This is a genomic window from Bradyrhizobium sp. GW821-FHT13H06, assembly GCF_058803975.1.
The window spans coordinates 253,368-273,564 of record NZ_JBXAPN010000003.1; the positions used below are offsets into that span (position 1 = coordinate 253,368).

Genomic DNA, 20,197 nt, shown 5'->3' on the forward strand with positions numbered 1-20,197 from the left:
CTCACCCGGCTGCTTCGCAGCCGACCTCTCCCCGACGGGGAGAGGTGAAGAGAGTGCGACACTCGCCTCACTTGCTCTTGCCCCTCAGGATGTCGCCGACCTGCGGGACATCCTTGTCGCCGCGGCCGGAGAGATTGACGACCATCAGGTGATCCCTGGGCCGTTTCGGCGCGAGTTCCATCACCTTGGCGATGGCGTGCGCGGGTTCGAGCGCGGGAATGATGCCTTCGAGCTTCGACAGCAGCTGGAACGCGGCGAGCGCCTCGTCGTCCGTCGCGGAGAGATAGTTCACGCGGCCGACCTCGTGCAGCCAGGAATGCTCGGGGCCGATGCCGGGATAGTCGAGGCCGGCCGAGATCGAATGCGCGTCCTGAATCTGGCCGTCCGCATCCATCAAGAGATAAGTGCGGTTGCCGTGCAGCACGCCGGGACGGCCGCCCGCGATCGAGGCCGCATGCAGTTGCGTGAGCCCATGGCCCGCGGCTTCGACTCCGAATATCTCGACCGTGGGATCGTCGAGGAATGGATGGAACAGGCCCATCGCGTTCGAGCCGCCACCGATGCAGGCGACCAGCGAATCCGGCAGGCGTCCCTCGACCTCCTGCATCTGCGCCTTGGTCTCGTTGCCGATGATCGACTGGAAGTCGCGCACCAGCGTCGGATAGGGATGCGGACCTGCGACCGTGCCGATGCAATAGAAGGTGTTGTGCACGTTGGTGACCCAGTCGCGCAGCGCCTCGTTCATGGCGTCCTTGAGCGTGCGCGTGCCCGACTGCACCGGCATCACCTTGGCGCCCAGCATCTCCATGCGGATGACGTTGGGCTGCTGCCGCTCGACGTCGACGGCGCCCATATAGACCACGCATTCGAGGCCAAAGCGCGCGCACAGCGTGGCGGTGGCGACCCCGTGCTGGCCGGCGCCGGTCTCGGCGATGATGCGCTTCTTGCCCATGCGCCGCGCCAGCATGATCTGGCCGAGCACGTTGTTCACCTTGTGCGAACCGGTGTGATTGAGCTCTTCGCGCTTGAGGTAAATCTTGGCGCCGCCGAGATGCTCGGTCAGGCGTTCGGCGAAATAGAGCGGCGAAGGCCGGCCGACATAGTTCTTGAGGTAGCCGTTCATCTCGGCCTGGAAGGCCGGATCGTCCTTAGCGGCGGTGTAGGCCTTTTCCAGGTCGAGGATCAGCGGCATCAGGGTTTCGGCGACGAAGCGGCCGCCGAAGATGCCGAAATGGCCGCGCTCGTCGGGGCCGCTGCGGTAGGAATTGGGTTTGGCGACGGTCATCGAACACTCAACTCTTGGCTTGTATTTTGGCTGGCGCGCGCGGCGCGAATGAAGGCCTTGATCATCTCGGAATCCTTGACGCCGGGGGCGCTCTCGACACCGGAGGACACGTCGACGCCACCGGCGCGGGTAACGCGGAGGGCTTCAGTGACGTTGTCGGCGTGAAGCCCGCCCGAGACCATGTAGGGCAGTTTCAGATCGAGATTTTCCAGCAGGCGCCAGTCGAAGGGCTCCCCCAGGCCGCCTGGCCGCGTCGCATCCTTCGGCGCGCGCGCGTCGAACAAAATGCTGTCGGCGACTGCGGCGTAGCCCGGCAGAACGGCGAGATCGGCGGATGTTGCGACCGGGACCGCCTTCATCACCGGACGGCCGAACCGCTGCTTGATGTCGCGCAGCCGCGCCACGCTCTCCTTGCCATGGAGCTGGAAGATGTCCGGCGACAGCGCATCCATGATGTTGTCGAGCGTGGCGTCGTCGGCATCGACCGTGAGCGCGACCTTGAGCGCGCGCTGCTTCACCTGGCGGCCCAGCTCGCGCCCGGCCTCCAGGGAGAGATGTCGCGGGGACGGCGGAAAGAACACGAATCCCACCATGTCGGCACCGGCGTCGAGCGCCGTTTGAAGCGTCTCCCGCGTGGACAGGCCGCAGATTTTGACGAGCAGGGACATGGTCTCGAAGCAGATGGAGGCCGCGGGGTCCGCGGCCGGAAAACGGGGCTTTCGGTCGGGGCCGCTTCTACAACGTCGCGCGCTGCTTGTCTCGCCCGACGGGCCCGTACAGGCCCACCCCGGAGGGAGAGGGAAGCCGCAGGGACTCGGGCTTCGCTGTGGCCGTCTGGGCCCGAAGATCGGCCAGTTCGGCCCTGGCGGTCCGGGCCTCCGCGTCATTCCGGCGCGCCGCGCGCCGCCAGCGCCGCTGGCCGAACCAGACGGCTGAGCCGCCGACCACGACGCCCAGCGCAGCCACCAGGATCAGGAGCAGGAACAGCGGCAACGTCAGCGACAGCGACGGGTCGTCGGAAATGAAGGGATCGAAGGAGACCGTGACGAAATGCCGGTTGGCGACGGCGAACGCGACCAGGATCACGCCCAAGGGAATCACGATCAGCGCGGTCAGGAACTTTCGCATCTCGCTTCGCTCGCCTTGAATCAAGCCTGCGGCCGTATCGCGCGCGACCGCGAAAAACCCTGAGGCCGGCCTTGGAGCACGTTCCGGAAAAGTGTGCAGCGGTTTTCCGAAAAGATCATGCTCAAACAATAACCTAAAGCGCGATCACATCGCGCTTTAGTCTGCCGCGCCGGGATCCGGATGGTCGCGGTTCAGCCGCTCGCGCATTTCCTTGCCGGTCTTGAAGAACGGAACGCTCTTCTGGTCGACGGGCACATGGGCGCCGGTACGTGGATTGCGCCCTGCGCGTGCAGGGCGGTGCTTGACCGAGAAGGCACCGAAGCCGCGCAGCTCGACGCGATCACCGCGCGCAAGCGCCGCTACGATCTCTTCGAGAATCGCATTCACAATGTTCTCGACATCCCGCTGGTACAGATGCGGGTTGTGCTCGGCGATACGCTGAACAAGTTCGGATTTGATCATCGAGAGATAGGACCCGGAAGCGTGCGGATGACCATTTCCGTGAAAATACCGTGATCTGTCAAGACGCTAAATCAAGGCTGGGCATCGCGAAAATACGTGACAAATGCCGAAAAAGCGTGCTGCGCCGGCACTCGCAGGGCGAGAAAACTTTGCGGAACTCGCCTGTTCCCGTCAGTTTGATGCGGCCGGTTGCCACAAGGCCAGCATGCCATCCATTCCGAGCCGGTCGACCGCCTGCGCGACCCCGGTTTGGCCGATCTGATGCGCAATCGAGCCCAAACCGAGCGCTTCCAGCGTCACGGCAGCGGCCGTCTTGAGGAAAGTCAGATCGCCAAAGCGCGGCTGAAGCTTGTAATCGCGTACCGGAAGCCCCTTCTTGACGCCCTTGTGCTCGACCAGCCAGGTCACCGCCGCCTTCTCATCGCCGATCTGGTCGATCAGCTTGAGATCGATCGCCTGGCGCCCGGTAAAAACACGGCCATCGGCGACTTTTTCGAGCTGCGTGTCATCCATGCCACGCCGCTCCTTCACCATTCCCTTGAACCAGGCGTAGGAATCCTTGACCAGCGCATCGAGCGCGGCACGCGCCTCGGGACTGGTCGGCTCAAAACCGTTGGGTGCCGCCTTCAGCGGCGAGGACTTCACCTCCTCGACCTTGACGCCGATGGTCTTCAGCAGCTCGGAGACGTTGGGGTACTGGAACAGCACGCCGATCGAGCCGACCAGCGAGCTCTGCTGGGCGATGATGTGGTCACTCGCGATCGCCGTGATGTAGCCGCCCGATGCGGCGAGACCCTCGACGACGACGACCAGCGGCTTCTTCGCCTTCAGGCGGGTGAGCGAGTCGTAGAGCTGCTCGGAGCCGGCAGTGGTGCCGCCCGGCGAGTTGATGTGAACGATGACGGCGGCGGCCGCCGAATTCTCCAGCCGCTCCAGCGCCTGGGTGCGCTCGGAATCGCTGCGGATCAATCCATCGATATGAACGCGCGCGATCGAGCCGGCGGATGCGAAGGTGCCGCGCGCCCCCGGTGTCGCGATCAGCGCGAAGCTCGCGATCGCCGCGATCGCGATCAGCGCGGCCATCACACGCCAGAACGTCAGCTTGCGGCGGATCCTGCGGCGATCGACGATGATGTCCGAATCGAGCGACATCGGAATATCTCCAAATGAAAGGCTGGGCGCGTTGTGCCGTCACAGCGTGACCATTGGCTTATCTGGATACATCAATTGCGGCGCAATTTGAAGAAATGAAGGCCTGCGGCGGGGTAGGCAGGAGGCCGCCACATATTCGGTGTCGTCCCCGCGAAGGCGGGGACCCATAATCACAGGGAGGCGTGTAACGCGAGGCGCCCACTCCGAGTCGTCGTCAAACGGCACCCTGTGGGTATGGGTCCCGGGCTCGCGCTTCGCGCGCCCCGGGACGACAATCGAGTACGCAGCAACAAAAAAGCCCCGGCTCGCGCCGGGGCCTTGATGTCAGCAAAACGGACGTTTCGCTTACTTGCTGTCGCGGTTCTTGAGCGCGGTGCCCAGAATGTCGCCGAGCGTCGCGCCCGAATCGGAAGAGCCGTACTGCGCGATGGCCTCCTTCTCTTCGGCGACTTCGAGCGCCTTGATCGACACCTGGACCTTGCGGGCCTTCTTGTCGAACTGGATCACGCGGGCATCGACCTTCTCGCCGACGGCGAAGCGTTCGGCGCGCTGGTCGTTGCGGTCACGGGCGAGTTCCGAGCGCTTGATGAAGGTGGTGAAGTCGGTACCGGCGATCTTCACCTCGATACCGCTCTCCTTCACTTCGAGCACTTCGCAGGTCACGACCGCGCCCTTCTTGACATCGCCCGGCTCGGCGAAGGGGTCGCCTTCGAGCTGCTTGATGCCGAGCGAGATACGCTCCTTCTCGACGTCCACATCGAGCACCACGGCCTTCACCATGTCGCCCTTCTTGTAGTTGTCGATCACCTGCTCGCCCGGAAGCTTCCAGTCGAGGTCGGAGAGGTGGACCATGCCGTCGACGTCGCCCTCGAGACCCAGGAACAGACCGAACTCGGTCTTGTTCTTGACCTCGCCCTCGACCACCGAACCGGTCGGGTGAGCTTCGACGAAGACCTCCCAGGGGTTGCGCATGGTCTGCTTGAGGCCGAGCGAGATGCGGCGCTTGACGGAATCGACTTCCAGCACCTGCACGTCGACTTCCTGCGAGGTCGAGACGATCTTGCCGGGATGCATGTTCTTCTTGGTCCACGACATCTCGGAGACGTGGATCAGGCCTTCGATGCCCGGCTCGAGCTCGACGAACGCACCGTAGTCGGTGATGTTGGTGACGCGGCCGGTGAAGCGGGCACCCAGCGGGTACTTGGCTTCGATGCCCTGCCACGGATCGTCCAGCAGCTGCTTCATGCCCAGCGAGATGCGGTGCGTCTCGTGGTTGATCTTGATGATCTTGACCTTCACGGTCTGGCCGATCGAGAGCACCTCGGTCGGGTGGTTGACGCGGCGCCACGCGATATCGGTGACGTGCAGCAGGCCGTCGATGCCGCCGAGGTCGACGAACGCACCGTAATCGGTGATGTTCTTGACCACGCCGTCGATGACCTGACCCTCTTCGAGGTTCTGCACCAGCTCCTGACGCTGCTCGGCGCGGGTCTCTTCCAGCACCGTGCGGCGGGAGACGACGATGTTGCCGCGGCGACGGTCCATCTTGAGGATCTGGAACGGCTGCGAGTTGTTCATCAGCGGCGCAACGTCGCGGATCGGGCGGATGTCGACCTGCGAGCGCGGCAGGAACGCCACGGCACCGTCGAGGTCGACCGTGAAGCCGCCCTTGACCTGGTTGAAGATGACGCCGTTGACCTTCTCGTTGTTCTGGAACGCCTTCTCGAGCTTGCCCCAGCTCTCTTCGCGGCGCGCCTTGTCGCGGGACAGCACGGCTTCGCCGAGCGCGTTTTCGATGCGATCGAGGAACACTTCCACCTCGTCGCCGACCTTGAGATCGCTTTCACGGCCGGGGCCGGAAAATTCGCGCAGCGCAACGCGGCCCTCGGTCTTCAGGCCGACGTCGATGACGGCCATGTCCTTTTCAATTGCAACCACCTTGCCCTTGATGACGGAGCTTTCCTGCAGGTTGCCGCCTGCGAAGGACTCGTCGAGCATCGCGGCGAAATCGTCACGCGAAGGGCTATAGGTATCAGCAGAAGTCGAAGCCATTTGTTCTCCAGTTGCGGATCTCTTGCCGGCCGTTGGGTTCATGGGCGCATCGCACGCGCAGTGTCGGAAGGTCCGCAAAAACCTTCGAGCGACCGCTCGCTGCCCCGGCTCGGCGCCGGAACAGCGGAAGCGGGCCGGCAGAGGCCCGCGCGTTCGATACGTGGAATCTTTGTCCGGAGCCTGGATTGCGCCGGCCCCGAAACAGGGACCGAGGTATCGACATCAAAGAGGCGGGAGCGGGCGCTTCCTCCAATGACGGCTGCGGCTTAACCCCGCGACCGGCCCGCTCGGACGGCCTCGATAATGTCGATGGCGGCCCGGACGCCGCCTTCTATATCCAGTTGGGAGTTATCTAGCAAGTAAGCATCCGGGGCCGGTTTCAAAGGCGCAATCGGCCGGTTCTTGTCGCGTTCGTCGCGCTGGATGATGTCGGCGAGCACGGCGGCCTCGTCTGCCTCCTCGCCCCTCGCCCTGGCCTCCATGGTGCGGCGGCGCGCGCGAACCTTGGGGTCTGCGACGACGAAGATCTTCACGTCGGCATGGGGGCAGATCACGGTTCCAATGTCCCGGCCGTCCAGCACCGCTCCGGGCGGATCGGCGGCGAATTGCCGCTGGAAGTTGACCAGGACCTCGCGGACCCTGGGGATCGCCGAGACGATCGAGGCGCCCTCGCCGGCCTTCTGGGTCTTCAGCGCGGGATTGCCGAACTTTTCGGGGTCGAGCTCCAGCGCGGCCTGCACCGCCGCCGCCTCGTCGCGAAGATCGTGGCCGGACTCCATGAGAGAATAGGCCACCGCGCGGTAGATCACGCCGGTATCCAAGTGGCGATAGCCGTAATGATGGGCGAGACGCTTGCCGAGCGTCCCCTTGCCCGAGGCCGCCGGCCCGTCGATGGCGATGATCATGAAAACTCGGCCCCTAGCGAACGCATCATCGGAATGAAATCCGGGAAACTGGTGGCGATGAAAGCGGTGTCGTCGACCGTCACCGGCTGGTCGGAGGCGCAGCCCATCACCAGGGCCGACATCGCGATGCGATGGTCCATGTGGGTGGCGACGATTCCGCCACCGGGGACATGGCCGCGGCCCTCGACGATCAGATCATCGCCTGAGACCTCGACCTTGACGCCGTTGACGCGAAGCATGGCGGCGGTCGCCTCCAACCGGTCGGATTCCTTGACGCGCAGCTCCTGCAGCCCGCGCATGATCGTCGTGCCTTCGGCGAAGGAGGCTGCGACCGCCAGCACCAGATATTCGTCGATCATCGAGGGCGCGCGCTCCGGCGGCACCTCGACGCCGCGCAGCTTCGAGGCGCGCACGCGCAAGCGCGCCCTCGGCTCGCCGGCATCGCCCCGCACTTCGCTCTCCTCGATCGAGGCGCCCATTTCGCGCAGCGTGGTGAACAGACCGGTGCGCAGCGGATTGGTCATGACGTCGGACAGCACGATATCGGAGCCCTCGACGACCAGCGCCGCAACAATCGGGAAGGCCGCCGAAGAGGGATCGGCGGGGACGACGACATTGGCGCCATGCAGCTCGGGCTCGCCCACCAGCGTGATGCGGCGGCCGTGCTGGCCTTCCTGGACCGAGGTGATGTCGGCGCCAAAATGCTTCAGCATCAGCTCGGTGTGGTCGCGGCTGGCCTCGCTCTCGATCACGGTCGTAGTGCCCGGCGCAGCCAGGCCCGCCAGCAGCACGGCCGATTTGATCTGGGCCGAGGCGACCGGGGTCCTGTAGGTGATCGGCAGCGGATCGCGCGCGCCCTGGAGGGTCAGCGGCAGACGGCCGCCCTCGCTCCCGGACACGACCCTGGCGCCCATCTTTTCCAGCGGATCGAGGATCCGGCGCATGGGGCGGCTGCGCAGCGAGGCGTCGCCGTCGAACACCGCCGAGATCGGGCAGCCGGCAACGGCGCCCATGACCAGCCGGCAGCCGGTGCCGGAATTGCCGAAATCCAGCGGCGCCTTGGGCTGGGCGAAGCCCCCAACGCCCACGCCCTGCACTTTCCACGCGAAATCGCCGGTACGCTCGACCCTGGCGCCGAGCGCCTGCATGGATTTGGCTGTGTTGAGGACGTCCTCGCCCTCCAGCAGGCCTGAAATCCCGGTCTCGCCGACCGCGAGCGCGCCCAGGATGAGGGCGCGGTGAGAGATCGATTTGTCCCCGGGCACCCGTACTTTCCCGGTCAGAGGACCGCTGGCGCGGGCCTGGAGCGGCCTCGGTTGGTCGGAATGGGTCAAGATTGTGTCCTTGGATGCGCCCTCACCGGGCTGCGGCGCAGGTATCACATGGTCCGCGCCTCGTCACGGGCATGTCGTTCTCCTGTAATGCGCTATTGACAGCGGGCCGCCAACTAGCCAAGTGAAGCACCGCTTTTCAGACATTCCCAGGATTCCTGCCGTGGCCAAGTCCGAACTCGGAACTAAACGTATTTGCCCGACCACGGGCAAGAAGTTCTATGACCTCAACAAGAATCCGGTGATCTCGCCCTATACCGGCGAGGTGGTGCCGATCGCTCCGGTGGCGCCCGCTCGCGTCCCCCGCGGCGCCGAAGCCCGGCACGCGGCGACAGCGGATGCCGCGCCGGAGCCGGCGGAGGCCGAAGAATTGGTTTCCCTCGAGGAGGCCGATGCCGAGGAAAATACCGGCAAGGTCAAGGCCGTCGTGCCGGAATCCGAGGATGATATCGAGGTCGATGAGACCATCGACGACGACGATGACGATGATTCGACCTTCATTGCCGACGAGGAAGAGGGCGATGAGGACGTGACCGACATCATTGGTGACGTCGGAGGTGATGAAGAGACTTGAGATCAGCCCTGATCTGTGAAAAAGGGTGCACCGCGCGAGTCGAAAGGGCTCGCCGGTCCGGGGTGATCGACCAGGTTCACCCCGGTGAAGAATTAAGGGGCCATAGCTCAGCTGGGAGAGCGCTTGCATGGCATGCAAGAGGTCGGCGGTTCGATCCCGCCTGGCTCCACCACGCTTCGCCCTTCGGGCTACGCGTGGCGCAGCCGCGCAGAGCCCGAAGGGTGAAGCGTGGTGTCCGGCGTAGCCCGAAGGGCGAAGACGGACAGGTGAGACACCAGCCCAATGACGACCCACGCGACAGCCAGCAATGTGGTACGTCTACATTCTCAGAAGCGTTGAATTTCCTGACCAGGAATACATCGGCGCCACGGAAGATCTGAAGCGGCGAATCCCGGAACACAATGCCGGCAAATCCAGCCACACCGCTAAGTACAAGCCTTGGAAGTTGATCTGGTACTGCGCCTTTCCCGACAAGTACAAAGCTCTGGCGTTTGAGAAGTACCTGAAGTCTCACTCCGGCCGCGCCTTCGCCAAGAAGCGCCTCTAACCCCCTACTCCCCGATCACCGCATTGAGCCTGTCGCGCAGCGCGACGATTTCGTCCTTCATCGCGACCAGTTCCGACACCGAGCAATCCGACGCCGCCAGGATCGACTGCGGCACGGCGCGGGCCTTTTCCTTGAGCGCGTATCCCTGCGGCGTCAGCGCGATCAGCACCTGACGCTCGTCCTCGCGCGAGCGGGTGCGCTTGACGAGGTGGGCGGCCTCGAGCCGCTTGAGCAGCGGCGTCAGCGTGCCCGAATCCAGGAACAGCTTCTCGCCGATGTCCTTGACCGGCACGTCGTCGCGCTCCCACAGCACCAGCATCACCAGATATTGCGGATAGGTCAGGCCGAGCCGGTCGAGCAGCGGCTTGTAGACGCGGTTGAAGGCATGCGCTGCGGAATAGACCGCAAAGCAGATCTGGTTGTCGAGCCGCAGCGGCGCGTCCGCTGCCGATGGTTTCCGGGCCATTGCAGAATCTCACGAGGTTCGGCGGCATTGTGGGGCCGGTCGGCGCCACATTCAATTGCGAACAATTAAATGTGAGACGTCGCATTTTCAATTGCGCACAATCTAATTGCCTGCAATAAAGATCGCACCCACCCAAGATCAGGGAGACCACAATGTCCGTGAACGTCCTCTACAAGACCAGCGCAAAAGCCACCGGCGGCCGCGACGGCCATGCCGCGACCCTCGACGGCGCGCTCGACGTCAAGCTCACCACGCCGAAGGAGCTCGGCGGCGGTGGCGGCGCCGGCAACAATCCCGAGCAGCTGTTCGCGGCCGGCTATGCCGCCTGCTTCATCGGCGCGATGAAGTTCGTGGCTTCGCAGGGCGGCCCGAAGGTGCCGGCCGACGCCTCCGTCACCTCGACCGTCGGCATCGGCCCGCGCTCCGAGGGCGGCTTCGGCCTCGACATCGACCTGGCCGTCTCGCTGCCGGGCCTTGCCCGCGCCGAGGCCGAGGCGCTGGTCGAAAAGGCGCATCAGGTGTGCCCCTACTCCAATGCCACGCGCGGCAATGTCGACGTTCGCCTGACGGTCGTCTGATCGGGAGTGCGGATGGGCTGGCCCGGGATTCCCCTCGGGCCGGCCGTTTCCCCTGATTTGCCATTCTGCGGGATTGCGCGCAGCGGCGCATACGCCCCTTACCCGGAGGGGCATTGCTGGCGTGCACGAACCTCGCTAGGCCTGTGATCAAACCTCGACACAGGAGAAGCGAAGGCATGAGTTCTGAAGCCGCCCTAGGTGCCATGAGCGGACTGCGCGTCGTCGATCTCACGCGCGTGCTCGGCGGTCCCTACTGCACCCAGATCCTCGCCGACCATGGCGCCGACGTGATCAAGGTCGAGCCGCCCGCGGGCGACGAGGTGCGCGAATGGGGCCCTCCCTTCCACGAGGAGGACGCGGCCTATTTCGTCGGCATCAACCGCAACAAGCGCTCGATCGGCCTCGACCTCGGCTCAGAGGGCGGCCGCGCGGTGCTACTCAAGATGCTGGAGACGGCCGACGTCCTGATCGAGAATTTCAAGCCGGGCACGCTGGAGAAATGGGGCATCGGCAACGAGAGCTTGCGCGAAAAATTCCCGCGCCTCGTGCATTGCCGGATCTGCGGCTTCGGCGCCGACGGCCCGCGCGGCGGCAACCCCGGCTATGACGCCATCATCCAGGCCATGACCGGCATGATCGCAGCGACCGGCTCGCCCGAGAGCGGGCCGATGCGGATCGGCGTGCCGCTGGTCGACATCACCACCGGACTCTATGCGGCGATCGGCATCCTGATGGCGCTTTCGGAGCGGCAGCGCTCCGGCAAGGGCCAGTTCCTGGAGACGACGCTGTACGAGACCGGCCTTGCCATCATGCATCCGCACACCGCGAACTATTTCATGCATGGCAAGCCGCCGAGCCTCACCGGCAACGAGCACCCGAACCTCGTGCCCTACGCGATCTTCCCGACCAAGACCGACAACATCTTCATCGGCGTCGGCAATGACGGCACCTTCCGCAAGCTCGCCAAGGAGATCGGCAAGCCCGAGCTCGGCACCGACCCGCGCTTTGCCCGCAACAAGGACCGTATCGCCAATCGCGAGGCGCTGCGTGCCGAGCTTGCCGCCGTGTTCAGCCAGCACGAGGCCGAGCCGCTGTGCAATCGCCTGCTCGCCGCAGGCCTGCCCGCCGGCCCCGTGCAGAAGATCGACCAGGCGTTGACGAATCCGCACACGATCGCGCGCGGCGATATTATCGAGAAGGACTGGTACAAGGGCGTCGCCTCGCCGATCCGGCTCGATCGCTCAAAGCCGAGCCTGCGCCGCCTGCCGCCGAAATTCAGCCAGCACGCGGCGGAGGTGCTCGGCGAGTTCGGCTACTCCAAGGCCGAGATCGACGCGATGGTCGAGAACGGCACGGTCTGCGGCCCCGAGCGCAAGCGCTGAGTGGCGCGATCAAATAAGATCGCGAACGTCGCCGGAGGTGCGCTCCCTCCCCCGCTTGCGGGGGAGGGCTGGGAAGAGGGTGTCTCCGCGACGGGACAATCACCCAGAGGATAAAGCCCTCACCCGGCACTGCGCGCCGACCTCTCCCGCAAAGCGGGAGAGGTTTGGAGCCCCGCGGCCTGACCGTCAGCGTCACACAACGATGCCGCACTGCGGCGCGGACTGCGCATGTGCAGCGTGGGCGGAGGAGTGCGCGCACGGCTTCGCCTATTTGACAGCTTTCCTTTTCAAGCGCTTGCCGCTTTCGTTTCGGCCGCTTACACAGTCATGTGAACGTCATATGGCGCTGCTAGCGCAAGCGCTTCTTCAGTGACGGGCAAGGGAGGTTTCTTGATGGCTCTTCGACATTTTGGTGCGGCTGCCGCATTTGCACTCACGGTCGGCTTGTCGGCTTCGCCGGCCCTGGCTGTGACCGAAATCCAGTGGTGGCACGCGATGACCGGCGCCAACAACGACGTCATCGTCAAGCTCGCCAACGACTTCAACGCCGCGCAGAGCGACTACAAGGTGATTCCGACCTACAAGGGCAACTACGCCGATACGATGAACGCCGGCATCGCGGCGTTCCGCGCCGGCAACGCGCCGCACATCATGCAGGTGTTCGAGGTCGGCACCGCCACCATGATGGCCGCGACCGGCGCCGTGAAGCCGGTCTACAAGCTGATGGCAGAGACCGGCGAGAAGTTCGATCCGAAGGCCTATCTGCCCGCGATCACCGGCTACTATTCGACCTCGAAGGGCGAGATGCTGTCCTTCCCCTTCAACTCGTCGTCGACCGTGATGTGGGTCAATCTCGACGAGCTGAAGAAGGCGAATGTCGAGATCCCGAAGACCTGGCCCGAAGTGTTCGATGCCGCCAAGAAACTGAAGGCGGCCGGCCACGCGACCTGCGGCTTCTCGAACTCCTGGGTCACCTGGGTCAATCTCGAGCAGCTCTCCGCCTGGCACAACGTGCCGCTGGCGACCAAGGCCAACGGCCTCGACGGCTTCGACACCGTGCTCTCCTTCAACGGACCGCTCCAGGTCAAGCATCTCGAAAATCTGGTCGAGCTCCAGAAGGACAAGACCTACGACTATGCCGGCCGCACCAACACCGGCGAAGGCCGCTTCACCTCGGGCGAATGCCCGCTCTACCTGACCTCGTCGGCATTTTTCGGCAACGTCAAGGCGCAGGCAAAGTTCGCCTTCACCGCGGTGCCGATGCCCTATTATCCCGACGTGAAGGGCGCGCCGCAGAACTCGATCATCGGCGGCGCCTCGCTCTGGATCATGGGCGGCAAGTCGGCCGACGAATACAAGGGCGTCGCGAAATTCCTGACCTTCCTCTCCGATACGGATCGCCAGGTCTACATCCACAAATCGTCGGGCTATCTGCCGATCACCAAGGCGGCCTATGAGAAGGCCAAGGCCGAAGGCTTCTACAAGGACCAGCCCTATCTCGAGACCCCGCTGCTCGAACTGACCAACAAGGAGCCGACCGAGAACTCCCGCGGCCTGCGCCTCGGCAACATGGTGCAGCTCCGCGACGTCTGGGCGGAAGAGATCGAGCAAGCGCTGGCCGGCAAGAAGACCGCCAAGCAGGCGCTGGACGCGGCCGTCGAGCGCGGCAACACCATGCTGCGGCAGTTCGAAAAGACCGCCGTGAAGTAAGGCGACAAGCGGCAGGCCGGTGAAGCCGGCCTGCCGCTGCTGCGGGCATCATGCAAAAGCAAGCCATTTTCCAATCCAAGCTGTTGCCCTACGCGCTGGTTGCGCCGCAGCTCGCGATCGTCCTGATTTTCTTCTATTGGCCGGCCTTGCAGGCGGTGATCCAGTCCTTCCTGCTCCAGGACGCCTTCGGCCTCTCGACCAGCTTCGTCTGGTTCGAGAACTATATCGACCTGTTCAAGGAGCCCGCCTATTTCGAGGCGATCCTGCGCACCTTCTTCTTCTCGTTCGCGATCGCGGTGTCGTCGCTGTCGTTCGCGCTGCTGCTCGCCGTGATGGCGGACAAGCCGCTGCGCGGCTCGATGCTCTACCGCACGCTGCTGATCTGGCCCTATGCGGTGGCGCCGCCGGTCGTCGGCGTGCTCTGGATCTTCATGCTGCATCCCTCGCTGGGCGTGCTCTCGCGCTATCTGCGGGCCCTCGGCATCGACTGGAATCCGCTGCTCGACGGCGACCAGGCCGCGGCGCTGATCATCCTCGCCGCCGCCTGGAAGCAGATCTCCTACAATTTCCTGTTCTTCCTCGCCGGCCTGCAGAGCATCCCCAGAAGCGTGCTCGAGGCCGCCGCGATCGACGGCGCGCGGCCGATGCGGCGGTTCTGGACCGTGACCTTCCCGCTGCTGTCGCCGACCATCTTCTTCCTCCTGGTCGTCAACATCGTCTACGCCTTCTTCGACACGTTCGGCATCATCGACACCATGACCCGCGGCGGCCCCGGCAAGTCGACCGAGACGCTGGTCTACAAGGTCTATACAGACGGCCTGCTCGGCGGAAATCTCGGCAGCTCGGCGGCACAGTCGGTGATCCTGATGATCATGGTCATCGTGCTGACGGGCATCCAGTTCCGCTTCGTCGAACGCAAGGTGACCTACTGATGGTCGAGGAAGAGGGCTTCCGGCGCTACGTCGCCCACATCATCCTGTGGATCGGGATCGCGATCGTCGCCTTCCCGGTCTATCTCGCCTTCATCGCCTCCACCCAGGACAACGCGGTGATCGCCAACGGCCAGATGTCGCTGCTGCCGGGCGGCCATTTCCTCGAAACCTACTACCAGACGATCTTCGTCGGCACGAGCGGCTCGACCCGCGAGCCGGTCGGCAACATGATGCTGAACTCGCTGGTGATGGCGCTGCTGATCGCCGTCGGCAAGATCGCGATCTCGATCATCTCGGCCTATGCGATCGTCTATTTCCGCTTTCCGTTCCGGATGCCGATCTTCTGGCTGATCTTCATCACCCTGATGCTGCCGGTCGAGGTCCGCATCTATCCGACCTACAAGATCGTCGCCGATCTGCACATGCTCGACAGCTATGCCGGCCTGTCGCTGCCGCTGATCGCCTCGGCGACCGCGACGCTGCTGTTCCGCCAGTTCTTCATGACGGTGCCGGACGAATTGCTGGAGGCCTCACGCATCGACGGCGCAGGTCCCTTCCGCTTCTTCTGGGATACGCTGCTGCCGCTGTCGCGCACCAACATGGCGGCGCTGTTCGTGATCCTGTTCATCCTCGGCTGGAATCAATATCTCTGGCCGCTGCTGATCACCACGCGCGACGACATGCAGACCATCCAGATCGGCATCCGCAAGATGATCACCACCACCGACGCGCTGACCGAATGGCCGATCGTGATGGCGACCGCCGTGCTGGCCATGCTGCCGCCGGTGTTCGTCGTCGTCGTCATGCAGAAGCTGTTCGTGCGCGGACTGGTCGAGACGGAAAAGTGAAGATGGCGAATAGTGAGTGGCGAGCAGCGAATGGGGTCGCTGCGTCCGCCTTGCGTACCAACCAGTCCCCATTCGCCACTCCCTATTCGCTATTCGCCGGAAAATCCCATGGCTAACGTCACCCTGCGCAACGTCCGCAAGACCTATCCCGGCGGCTTCGAAGCCATCAAGGGCGTCGACGTCGATGTCGGCGACGGACAGTTCTGCGTGCTGGTCGGCCCCTCCGGCTGCGGCAAGTCCACGCTGCTGCGCATGGTCGCGGGACTCGAAACGGTCACCGGCGGCGAGATCGACATCGGCGGCCGGATCGTCAACGGAATCGAGCCCGCCGACCGCGACATCGCGATGGTGTTCCAGAACTACGCGCTCTATCCGCATATGAGCGTCTACAACAACATGGCCTACGGCCTGCGCAACCGCGGCATGGCGGAGGCGGAGATCCGGACCCGCGTCGACGAAGCCGCGCGCATCCTCGAGCTCGCATCGATGCTGGAGCGCAAGCCGCGCCAGCTCTCGGGCGGCCAGCGCCAGCGCGTCGCGATGGGCCGCGCCATCGTGCGCCAGCCCAAGGTGTTCCTGTTCGACGAGCCGCTCTCCAATCTCGACGCCAAGCTGCGCATCGCGATGCGGGTCGAGATCCGCAAATTGCAGCGCCGGCTCAACACCACGTCGATCTACGTCACCCACGACCAGCTCGAGGCGATGACGCTCGCCGACATTCTCGTCGTGATGAACGGCGGCCAGGTCGAGCAGGTCGGCAATCCCCTCGCGATCTACGAGAAGCCGGCGACGACCTTCGTCGCCTCCTTCATCGGCGCCCCGCCGATGAATTTGATGTCGACGCGGCCCGAGGAGATCCGGTCGCAGCTCGCCGGCAGCGCCGCGGCCGACGCCGGCATCCTCGGCATCCGCCCGGAAGACTTCGTCATCACCGACCAGACCCCGGACGGCGGCGTCGCCCTGCCGCTCACCGTGGAAGCGATCGAGCGCGTCGGCGCCGAAACCTTCGTCTACGGCTCCCGCGAGCAGGAAGAGCAGCGCGTCGCCGCCACGCCCGGCGAGCTGCCGCCCGGCGAGATCATCGTCCGGATTCCCGGGACCGAGGCGCCCGCCATCGGCGCGAAAATCCGCGTCGCTGCCGTGCGCCAAAAGCTGCACCTTTTCAGCAGCGACGGGCGCACGCGGATCGAGGTCTGACCGGCTTCGGCAGGCCGATCGATCAAAACTGCGAAAACAACCCCATGCACAGTAGAAGGGGGGTTGTTTTCATTGGGGAAATTCAGCGGCAGTTTCGTCATGCCCGGGCTTGCCCCAGACCATCCACGTTCTGCTGCGAGGAAGGTTCGTGGAGGGCCGGGACAGGCCCGGCCATGACGATCATTGGAGCATCCCGCGCGCTGTCTGGAGCCTTCGACGCACGGCCATGCCCCATCCACAGCCCTCCGCTACGTCCTTGAACCCACACGGGAACATGCCCATATTGCTGATCAAGGGGTGCCTTGACGGGCCCTGAAACACCAAAGTCGCTTCTGCGAGGACTTTGTAAACTATGTCTCGTGTTCCAACGCTCTCCAGTCCCTTTCTGCTGGGCTTCGACGAGATCGAGCGCGTGCTCGACCGCGTCGTCAAAGGCGCCGACGGCTACCCTCCCTACAATATCGAGAGGTGCGGCGGATCGGACGGCCAGCCCGAGCGTTTGCGCATCACGCTGGCGGTTGCCGGATTCACGCGCGACCAACTCGATGTAACCATTGAGGAAAACCAGCTCGTGATCCGCGGGCGGCAGCAGGACGACAAGACCCGGCAATACATCCATCGCGGCATCGCCGCGCGCCACTTCCAGCGCACCTTCGTGCTGGCGGAGGGGATGCTGGTGCTGGGTGCGGATCTGAAGAACGGGCTGTTGTCGATCGATCTGGCCCGGCCAGAACCGGAGAGGATCGTTAAGACAATCGCTATCAATGAGCACGAATAATGGAACGAGTAGCGGACTCGACCGCTTAGTGTTCCAGAGGAGTCGAGACCATGAGTGAAGGTCACGTTGCGTTCGAATACGAAGCCAAGAACGTCTCTCCGGAGACGCTGGCAACCCTGGGCGAAGGCCATATCGCCTATGTGAAGCAGATCCGTTCCGAGGACGTGCCGGACCTGTTTCCCGAGGCGCCGAAAATCGCGCCAGGCCTCAAGCTCTTCGCGCTCCACGCCGCCGACGGCACGCCGATCATGCTGACCGACAGCCGCGAAGCCGCCGTCGCCAACGCCTGGAGCAACGAGCTGCAAGCGGTGAGCGTGCACTGAGCGCACGCGCGTCACACGAATAGAGTTTCAAGCGGGCATGCCTTCGCACGAAGGCGTGCCCGTTTTGCTTTGGAAACATTAGGCCATCGGGGCAAGGGGCTTAACGGTCCCGCCTCGTCAGGAGAGTTGCTCCACCCCTACTCTCTATCCGCTTCGCCGGCGTTCACGCCACTGTAGCTCTGTCCGGCGCATCAAACTAAACTCGCACACGAACACGCTCTTGGATTCGTTGATAGAGAGCAACTTCCGCCTGCGCCCGCAACTCGATAGCTAGGGCAAATCTCTGATCTTCTGATGACCAGCCGCTTTCACAGCGGACGGCAAGGAAATAGCTGTCGCCGTAACGCTGAGAATTAGTAGTCATCGAAAACGTCGCGCACTGAAGCGTGCCGCGCTCTCTGCGCTGGGCACCGGGTTTCAGATCGCATTTGAGGCTGTCTTTTATGCGGAACACTCGCCCCTCATCGGCCTCCCATTTGCGAAACGCATCGAACACATCGTTTGCGCTTGCGCCTCGTATCAAATGGAAGCCCATCTTGAGACCTGCGTAGTCCAATCGCGTGTGCTTCACAGGTGGATCGAAACTCAGCGCCACCTTGATTTGTCGCGCGCCTTTCATCTGGAATACGTCCGGTATGGGCACCTCGTAGACTGCGAATTTGTCCGCCGAGAGAACGTCTTCTGCGACGAGCACAACTCGGTTATCTTCAGAGTCGAGCGCCTTAGCCACGTCTGGCCGACCATACCCAAGAAGATTGAAGATTGCGTCGTCATCTCCTAAACGCTGGTCGACGGCATCGGGATGTTCGGCGCTCAGCGCCAGCAGTGCCCTCACCAGATTTGCAGATGCGTCGGGAAAATCCTAGTTCATGAGCGAAAACCTCCGCCGTGAGAGTTTTGCCGCATCCCGGCGGACCGCAAAAAAGCAGTTTCGACCGCACCGTTAACCCGTGCCTGCGCAAAAGGTCCGCACCGCGGAACTCCTCCATCAGGCCCAAGAAGGTTCGAATGTTGTGGGGCGAGAGGACAAGCTGGTCTGGTGTGCGCTGAGGAACAACAACTTCCACCAGATTCGAGAAAGCCACGCCCTTAGCAAGTTTGAGCGGAATCAGCGGGAGGCCCGGTTCGATTGCCGTGATTGGCTTGCGCCGAGGAGACCTCATTAGGAGTCCGATTAGTGTGCACTGCGGAAATAGCGATACTCGGATCCAATCAAGCGACCGCCGCGCCTAAGCCGGACGACGAAAGGTTGGTCCAATTAGATGATTCGAGACTAAGACACTTTGCCGGGCCTCGCACCGAAGAACTTGGTTATCCCAAGATGATACGAGCCTTGAGAAACAAGGCTGTGTAACAACCTCTGGATCAGCTAAAAATAATGATGTAAAATCAATATGTAAGGGGTCAATCCTCGCAATCCTTTCCTGAGCACCAGTTTCTGCAAGTCCTGCCTTAGTCTAGTCCGTCGTCAAATCCTCCACGCCGGGGCGGTGGAGTTCAGGTCGCATAACCTTCCCGCTTCAACGCACCGCCGGAATCAGCGCCCGGATGATGTCCGGCTTCCAGGTTTGGCGCTCGCTGTCGAAGGCCGCGAAATCGTGGTCGAACTGCCAGTAGGCCCATGCCCAGCCGAGCCGCTCCGCGCTCCGCGCCACGAACGACAGATATCTCGTCCGTGCTTCGGCTGGAGCGGCCTCGTACACGCCGAACTCGCCGAGATAGATCGGGCGCTTCTCCCTTTCGGACCAGGACAGGATCTTCTCGAAATCGGCGCGAGCCTTGCCTTCGTCCTCCGCAGTGCCCCAATCAAGCGGACCGATTCGCGAGAACGTCGGCGACCACGGTGCGCCCTGATGGGTGAAACGGATCGGCGCGTAATAGTGAAACGTGACGATGAGGTTTCGGTCGTCCGACGGCAGGACCAGTTCGTCGACAGGCATGTCATCGACGTTGAGAACTGCGGCGATGACCGTCCGCCGGGGGTTGGTGGCGCGGATGATGCCGAGACACTCGTTCAGAAGGGCGTTCCAGGCAGCGGACGCCATCTGCCCGCCCGGCTCATTGAGGACCTCGAAGACGAGCTTCGGATATTTTCCGGCGTAGCGCGCGGCAATCTGCGTCCAGAACGCTTTCAGCTTCTCGGTGCACTCGGAGACGTCGCGCTGGCAGACATGGGTATCGTGCTCGTCCAGGATGGGGATGAGCTTTCGGGCGAGCACCTCCTCGATGACGGCATCAAGCCGCCTCAAGACGGTTTCGTCCAGCAGATTCCCGGGATTCATGAACTTGAAGCCGAAGAAATTGATACGAACGTGCGAGAACCCGGCGCGTCTGATCGCCGTGAGGTTATCCAGCCGAAATGGCGCGTTCCGGCCTCCCTCCCAGATGCCGTCGTAACCGAGGATGTTGATGCCGCGTCCCAATTTCGAGGGGGACGGCGCGGTGCCCTGGCCGGCTGCGTCGGCCCGGGATCCGATTGCGAGCACGGCGATCGCCAGAGCCAGACCGAACGCCAGCGGCCAGCGAGCGCAGATCGCCTTCATCCGT

Annotated in this window: 22 protein-coding genes and 1 tRNA gene; 11 read left to right on the forward strand and 12 right to left on the reverse strand. The window is 63.6% G+C overall.

The features are described from left to right. Positions 1-67: 67 nt before the first annotated feature. From trpB to aroA, 8 genes are all read right to left on the reverse strand, one after another. Positions 68-1,285, reverse strand: a complete 1,218-nt coding sequence (gene trpB / locus AC1RQP_RS13590) for a tryptophan synthase subunit beta (RefSeq protein WP_492937360.1) — start codon at positions 1,283-1,285, stop codon at positions 68-70. Next, entirely contained in the window at positions 1,282-1,953 is a 672-nt protein-coding gene (locus AC1RQP_RS13595) for a phosphoribosylanthranilate isomerase (protein ID WP_492937361.1), read from the reverse strand. Before AC1RQP_RS13595 ends, trpB begins: the two co-directional genes overlap by 4 nt. A gap of 67 nt (positions 1,954-2,020) precedes the next feature. Beyond that, on the reverse strand, positions 2,021-2,413 hold the full coding sequence (locus tag AC1RQP_RS13600; protein ID WP_492937362.1) for a lipopolysaccharide assembly protein LapA domain-containing protein: 393 nt from the start codon (positions 2,411-2,413) through the stop codon (positions 2,021-2,023). Positions 2,414-2,569: 156 nt separating this feature from the next. After that, positions 2,570-2,875, reverse strand: coding sequence for an integration host factor subunit beta (locus AC1RQP_RS13605; RefSeq protein WP_008539997.1), 306 nt, complete (start codon positions 2,873-2,875; stop codon positions 2,570-2,572). Positions 2,876-3,046: 171 nt separating this feature from the next. Beyond that, on the reverse strand, positions 3,047-4,027 hold the full coding sequence (gene sppA, locus AC1RQP_RS13610) for a signal peptide peptidase SppA (protein ID WP_239628476.1): 981 nt from the start codon (positions 4,025-4,027) through the stop codon (positions 3,047-3,049). A 345-nt stretch (positions 4,028-4,372) separates the two neighbouring features. Then, positions 4,373-6,079: a 30S ribosomal protein S1 gene (gene rpsA, locus AC1RQP_RS13615; RefSeq protein ID WP_061879957.1), complete on the reverse strand. Its 1,707-nt coding sequence runs from the start codon at positions 6,077-6,079 to the stop codon at positions 4,373-4,375. Between the two features lie 266 nt (positions 6,080-6,345). Next, positions 6,346-6,984, reverse strand: coding sequence for a (d)CMP kinase (gene cmk, locus AC1RQP_RS13620; protein WP_131870510.1), 639 nt, complete (start codon positions 6,982-6,984; stop codon positions 6,346-6,348). Continuing rightward, positions 6,981-8,318: a 3-phosphoshikimate 1-carboxyvinyltransferase gene (aroA, locus tag AC1RQP_RS13625; protein ID WP_492937363.1), complete on the reverse strand. Its 1,338-nt coding sequence runs from the start codon at positions 8,316-8,318 to the stop codon at positions 6,981-6,983. The genes cmk and aroA overlap by 4 nt, the downstream gene beginning before the upstream one ends. Positions 8,319-8,478: 160 nt before the next feature. Between aroA and AC1RQP_RS13630 the strand changes: the two genes are divergently transcribed. The 3 genes from AC1RQP_RS13630 (at position 8,479) to AC1RQP_RS13640 (ending at position 9,436) form a co-directional block, all read left to right on the forward strand. Further along, positions 8,479-8,889 carry a TIGR02300 family protein gene (locus AC1RQP_RS13630; protein ID WP_035673723.1) on the forward strand — a complete coding sequence of 137 codons (411 nt, stop codon included), beginning with the start codon at positions 8,479-8,481 and terminating at the stop codon, positions 8,887-8,889. 96 nt (positions 8,890-8,985) lie between these two features. Then, positions 8,986-9,061, forward strand: a tRNA-Ala gene (locus AC1RQP_RS13635). 135 nt (positions 9,062-9,196) lie between these two features. Beyond that, a complete protein-coding gene (locus AC1RQP_RS13640) occupies positions 9,197-9,436 on the forward strand; it encodes a GIY-YIG nuclease family protein (protein WP_492937364.1) in 240 nt (79 codons plus the stop codon). Positions 9,437-9,440: 4 nt separating this feature from the next. On the opposite strand, the gene AC1RQP_RS13645 is transcribed toward AC1RQP_RS13640, so the two are convergent. After that, positions 9,441-9,902 carry a MarR family winged helix-turn-helix transcriptional regulator gene (locus AC1RQP_RS13645; protein ID WP_061879961.1) on the reverse strand — a complete coding sequence of 154 codons (462 nt, stop codon included), beginning with the start codon at positions 9,900-9,902 and terminating at the stop codon, positions 9,441-9,443. A gap of 152 nt (positions 9,903-10,054) precedes the next feature. Between AC1RQP_RS13645 and AC1RQP_RS13650 the strand changes: the two genes are divergently transcribed. The 8 genes from AC1RQP_RS13650 to AC1RQP_RS13685 all read left to right on the forward strand — a co-directional run bounded on the left by AC1RQP_RS13650 (position 10,055) and on the right by AC1RQP_RS13685 (position 17,650). Beyond that, positions 10,055-10,480: an organic hydroperoxide resistance protein gene (locus AC1RQP_RS13650; RefSeq protein ID WP_061023501.1), complete on the forward strand. Its 426-nt coding sequence runs from the start codon at positions 10,055-10,057 to the stop codon at positions 10,478-10,480. 176 nt (positions 10,481-10,656) lie between these two features. Continuing rightward, positions 10,657-11,862 (forward strand): CaiB/BaiF CoA transferase family protein, encoded by a 1,206-nt coding sequence (locus tag AC1RQP_RS13655; protein ID WP_492937365.1) that lies wholly within the window; start codon positions 10,657-10,659, stop codon positions 11,860-11,862. A gap of 393 nt (positions 11,863-12,255) precedes the next feature. Beyond that, entirely contained in the window at positions 12,256-13,572 is a 1,317-nt protein-coding gene (gene ugpB / locus AC1RQP_RS13660; protein WP_061879963.1) for a sn-glycerol-3-phosphate ABC transporter substrate-binding protein UgpB, read from the forward strand. A gap of 50 nt (positions 13,573-13,622) precedes the next feature. Continuing rightward, complete coding sequence (gene ugpA, locus AC1RQP_RS13665) at positions 13,623-14,504, forward strand: sn-glycerol-3-phosphate ABC transporter permease UgpA (protein WP_239628485.1); 882 nt, start codon at positions 13,623-13,625, stop codon at positions 14,502-14,504. After that, entirely contained in the window at positions 14,504-15,352 is an 849-nt protein-coding gene (gene ugpE / locus AC1RQP_RS13670; protein ID WP_239628487.1) for a sn-glycerol-3-phosphate ABC transporter permease UgpE, read from the forward strand. The genes ugpA and ugpE overlap by 1 nt, the downstream gene beginning before the upstream one ends. A 108-nt stretch (positions 15,353-15,460) precedes the next feature. Beyond that, positions 15,461-16,549 carry a sn-glycerol-3-phosphate import ATP-binding protein UgpC gene (locus AC1RQP_RS13675; protein ID WP_492937366.1) on the forward strand — a complete coding sequence of 363 codons (1,089 nt, stop codon included), beginning with the start codon at positions 15,461-15,463 and terminating at the stop codon, positions 16,547-16,549. 352 nt (positions 16,550-16,901) lie between these two features. Then, complete coding sequence (locus AC1RQP_RS13680) at positions 16,902-17,327, forward strand: Hsp20 family protein (RefSeq protein WP_035704151.1); 426 nt, start codon at positions 16,902-16,904, stop codon at positions 17,325-17,327. Between the two features lie 50 nt (positions 17,328-17,377). Then, positions 17,378-17,650, forward strand: a complete 273-nt coding sequence (locus AC1RQP_RS13685; protein ID WP_018645064.1) for a BQ00720 family protein — start codon at positions 17,378-17,380, stop codon at positions 17,648-17,650. Positions 17,651-17,846: 196 nt separating this feature from the next. On the opposite strand, the gene AC1RQP_RS13690 is transcribed toward AC1RQP_RS13685, so the two are convergent. From AC1RQP_RS13690 to AC1RQP_RS13700, 3 genes are all read right to left on the reverse strand, one after another. Next, on the reverse strand, positions 17,847-18,485 hold the full coding sequence (locus tag AC1RQP_RS13690; RefSeq protein WP_492937368.1) for a hypothetical protein: 639 nt from the start codon (positions 18,483-18,485) through the stop codon (positions 17,847-17,849). After that, positions 18,421-18,813 (reverse strand): AAA family ATPase, encoded by a 393-nt coding sequence (locus AC1RQP_RS13695; RefSeq protein ID WP_492937369.1) that lies wholly within the window; start codon positions 18,811-18,813, stop codon positions 18,421-18,423. Before AC1RQP_RS13695 ends, AC1RQP_RS13690 begins: the two co-directional genes overlap by 65 nt. A gap of 357 nt (positions 18,814-19,170) precedes the next feature. Further along, positions 19,171-20,193 (reverse strand): glycoside hydrolase family 5 protein, encoded by a 1,023-nt coding sequence (locus AC1RQP_RS13700; RefSeq protein ID WP_492937370.1) that lies wholly within the window; start codon positions 20,191-20,193, stop codon positions 19,171-19,173. Positions 20,194-20,197: the final 4 nt, after the last annotated feature.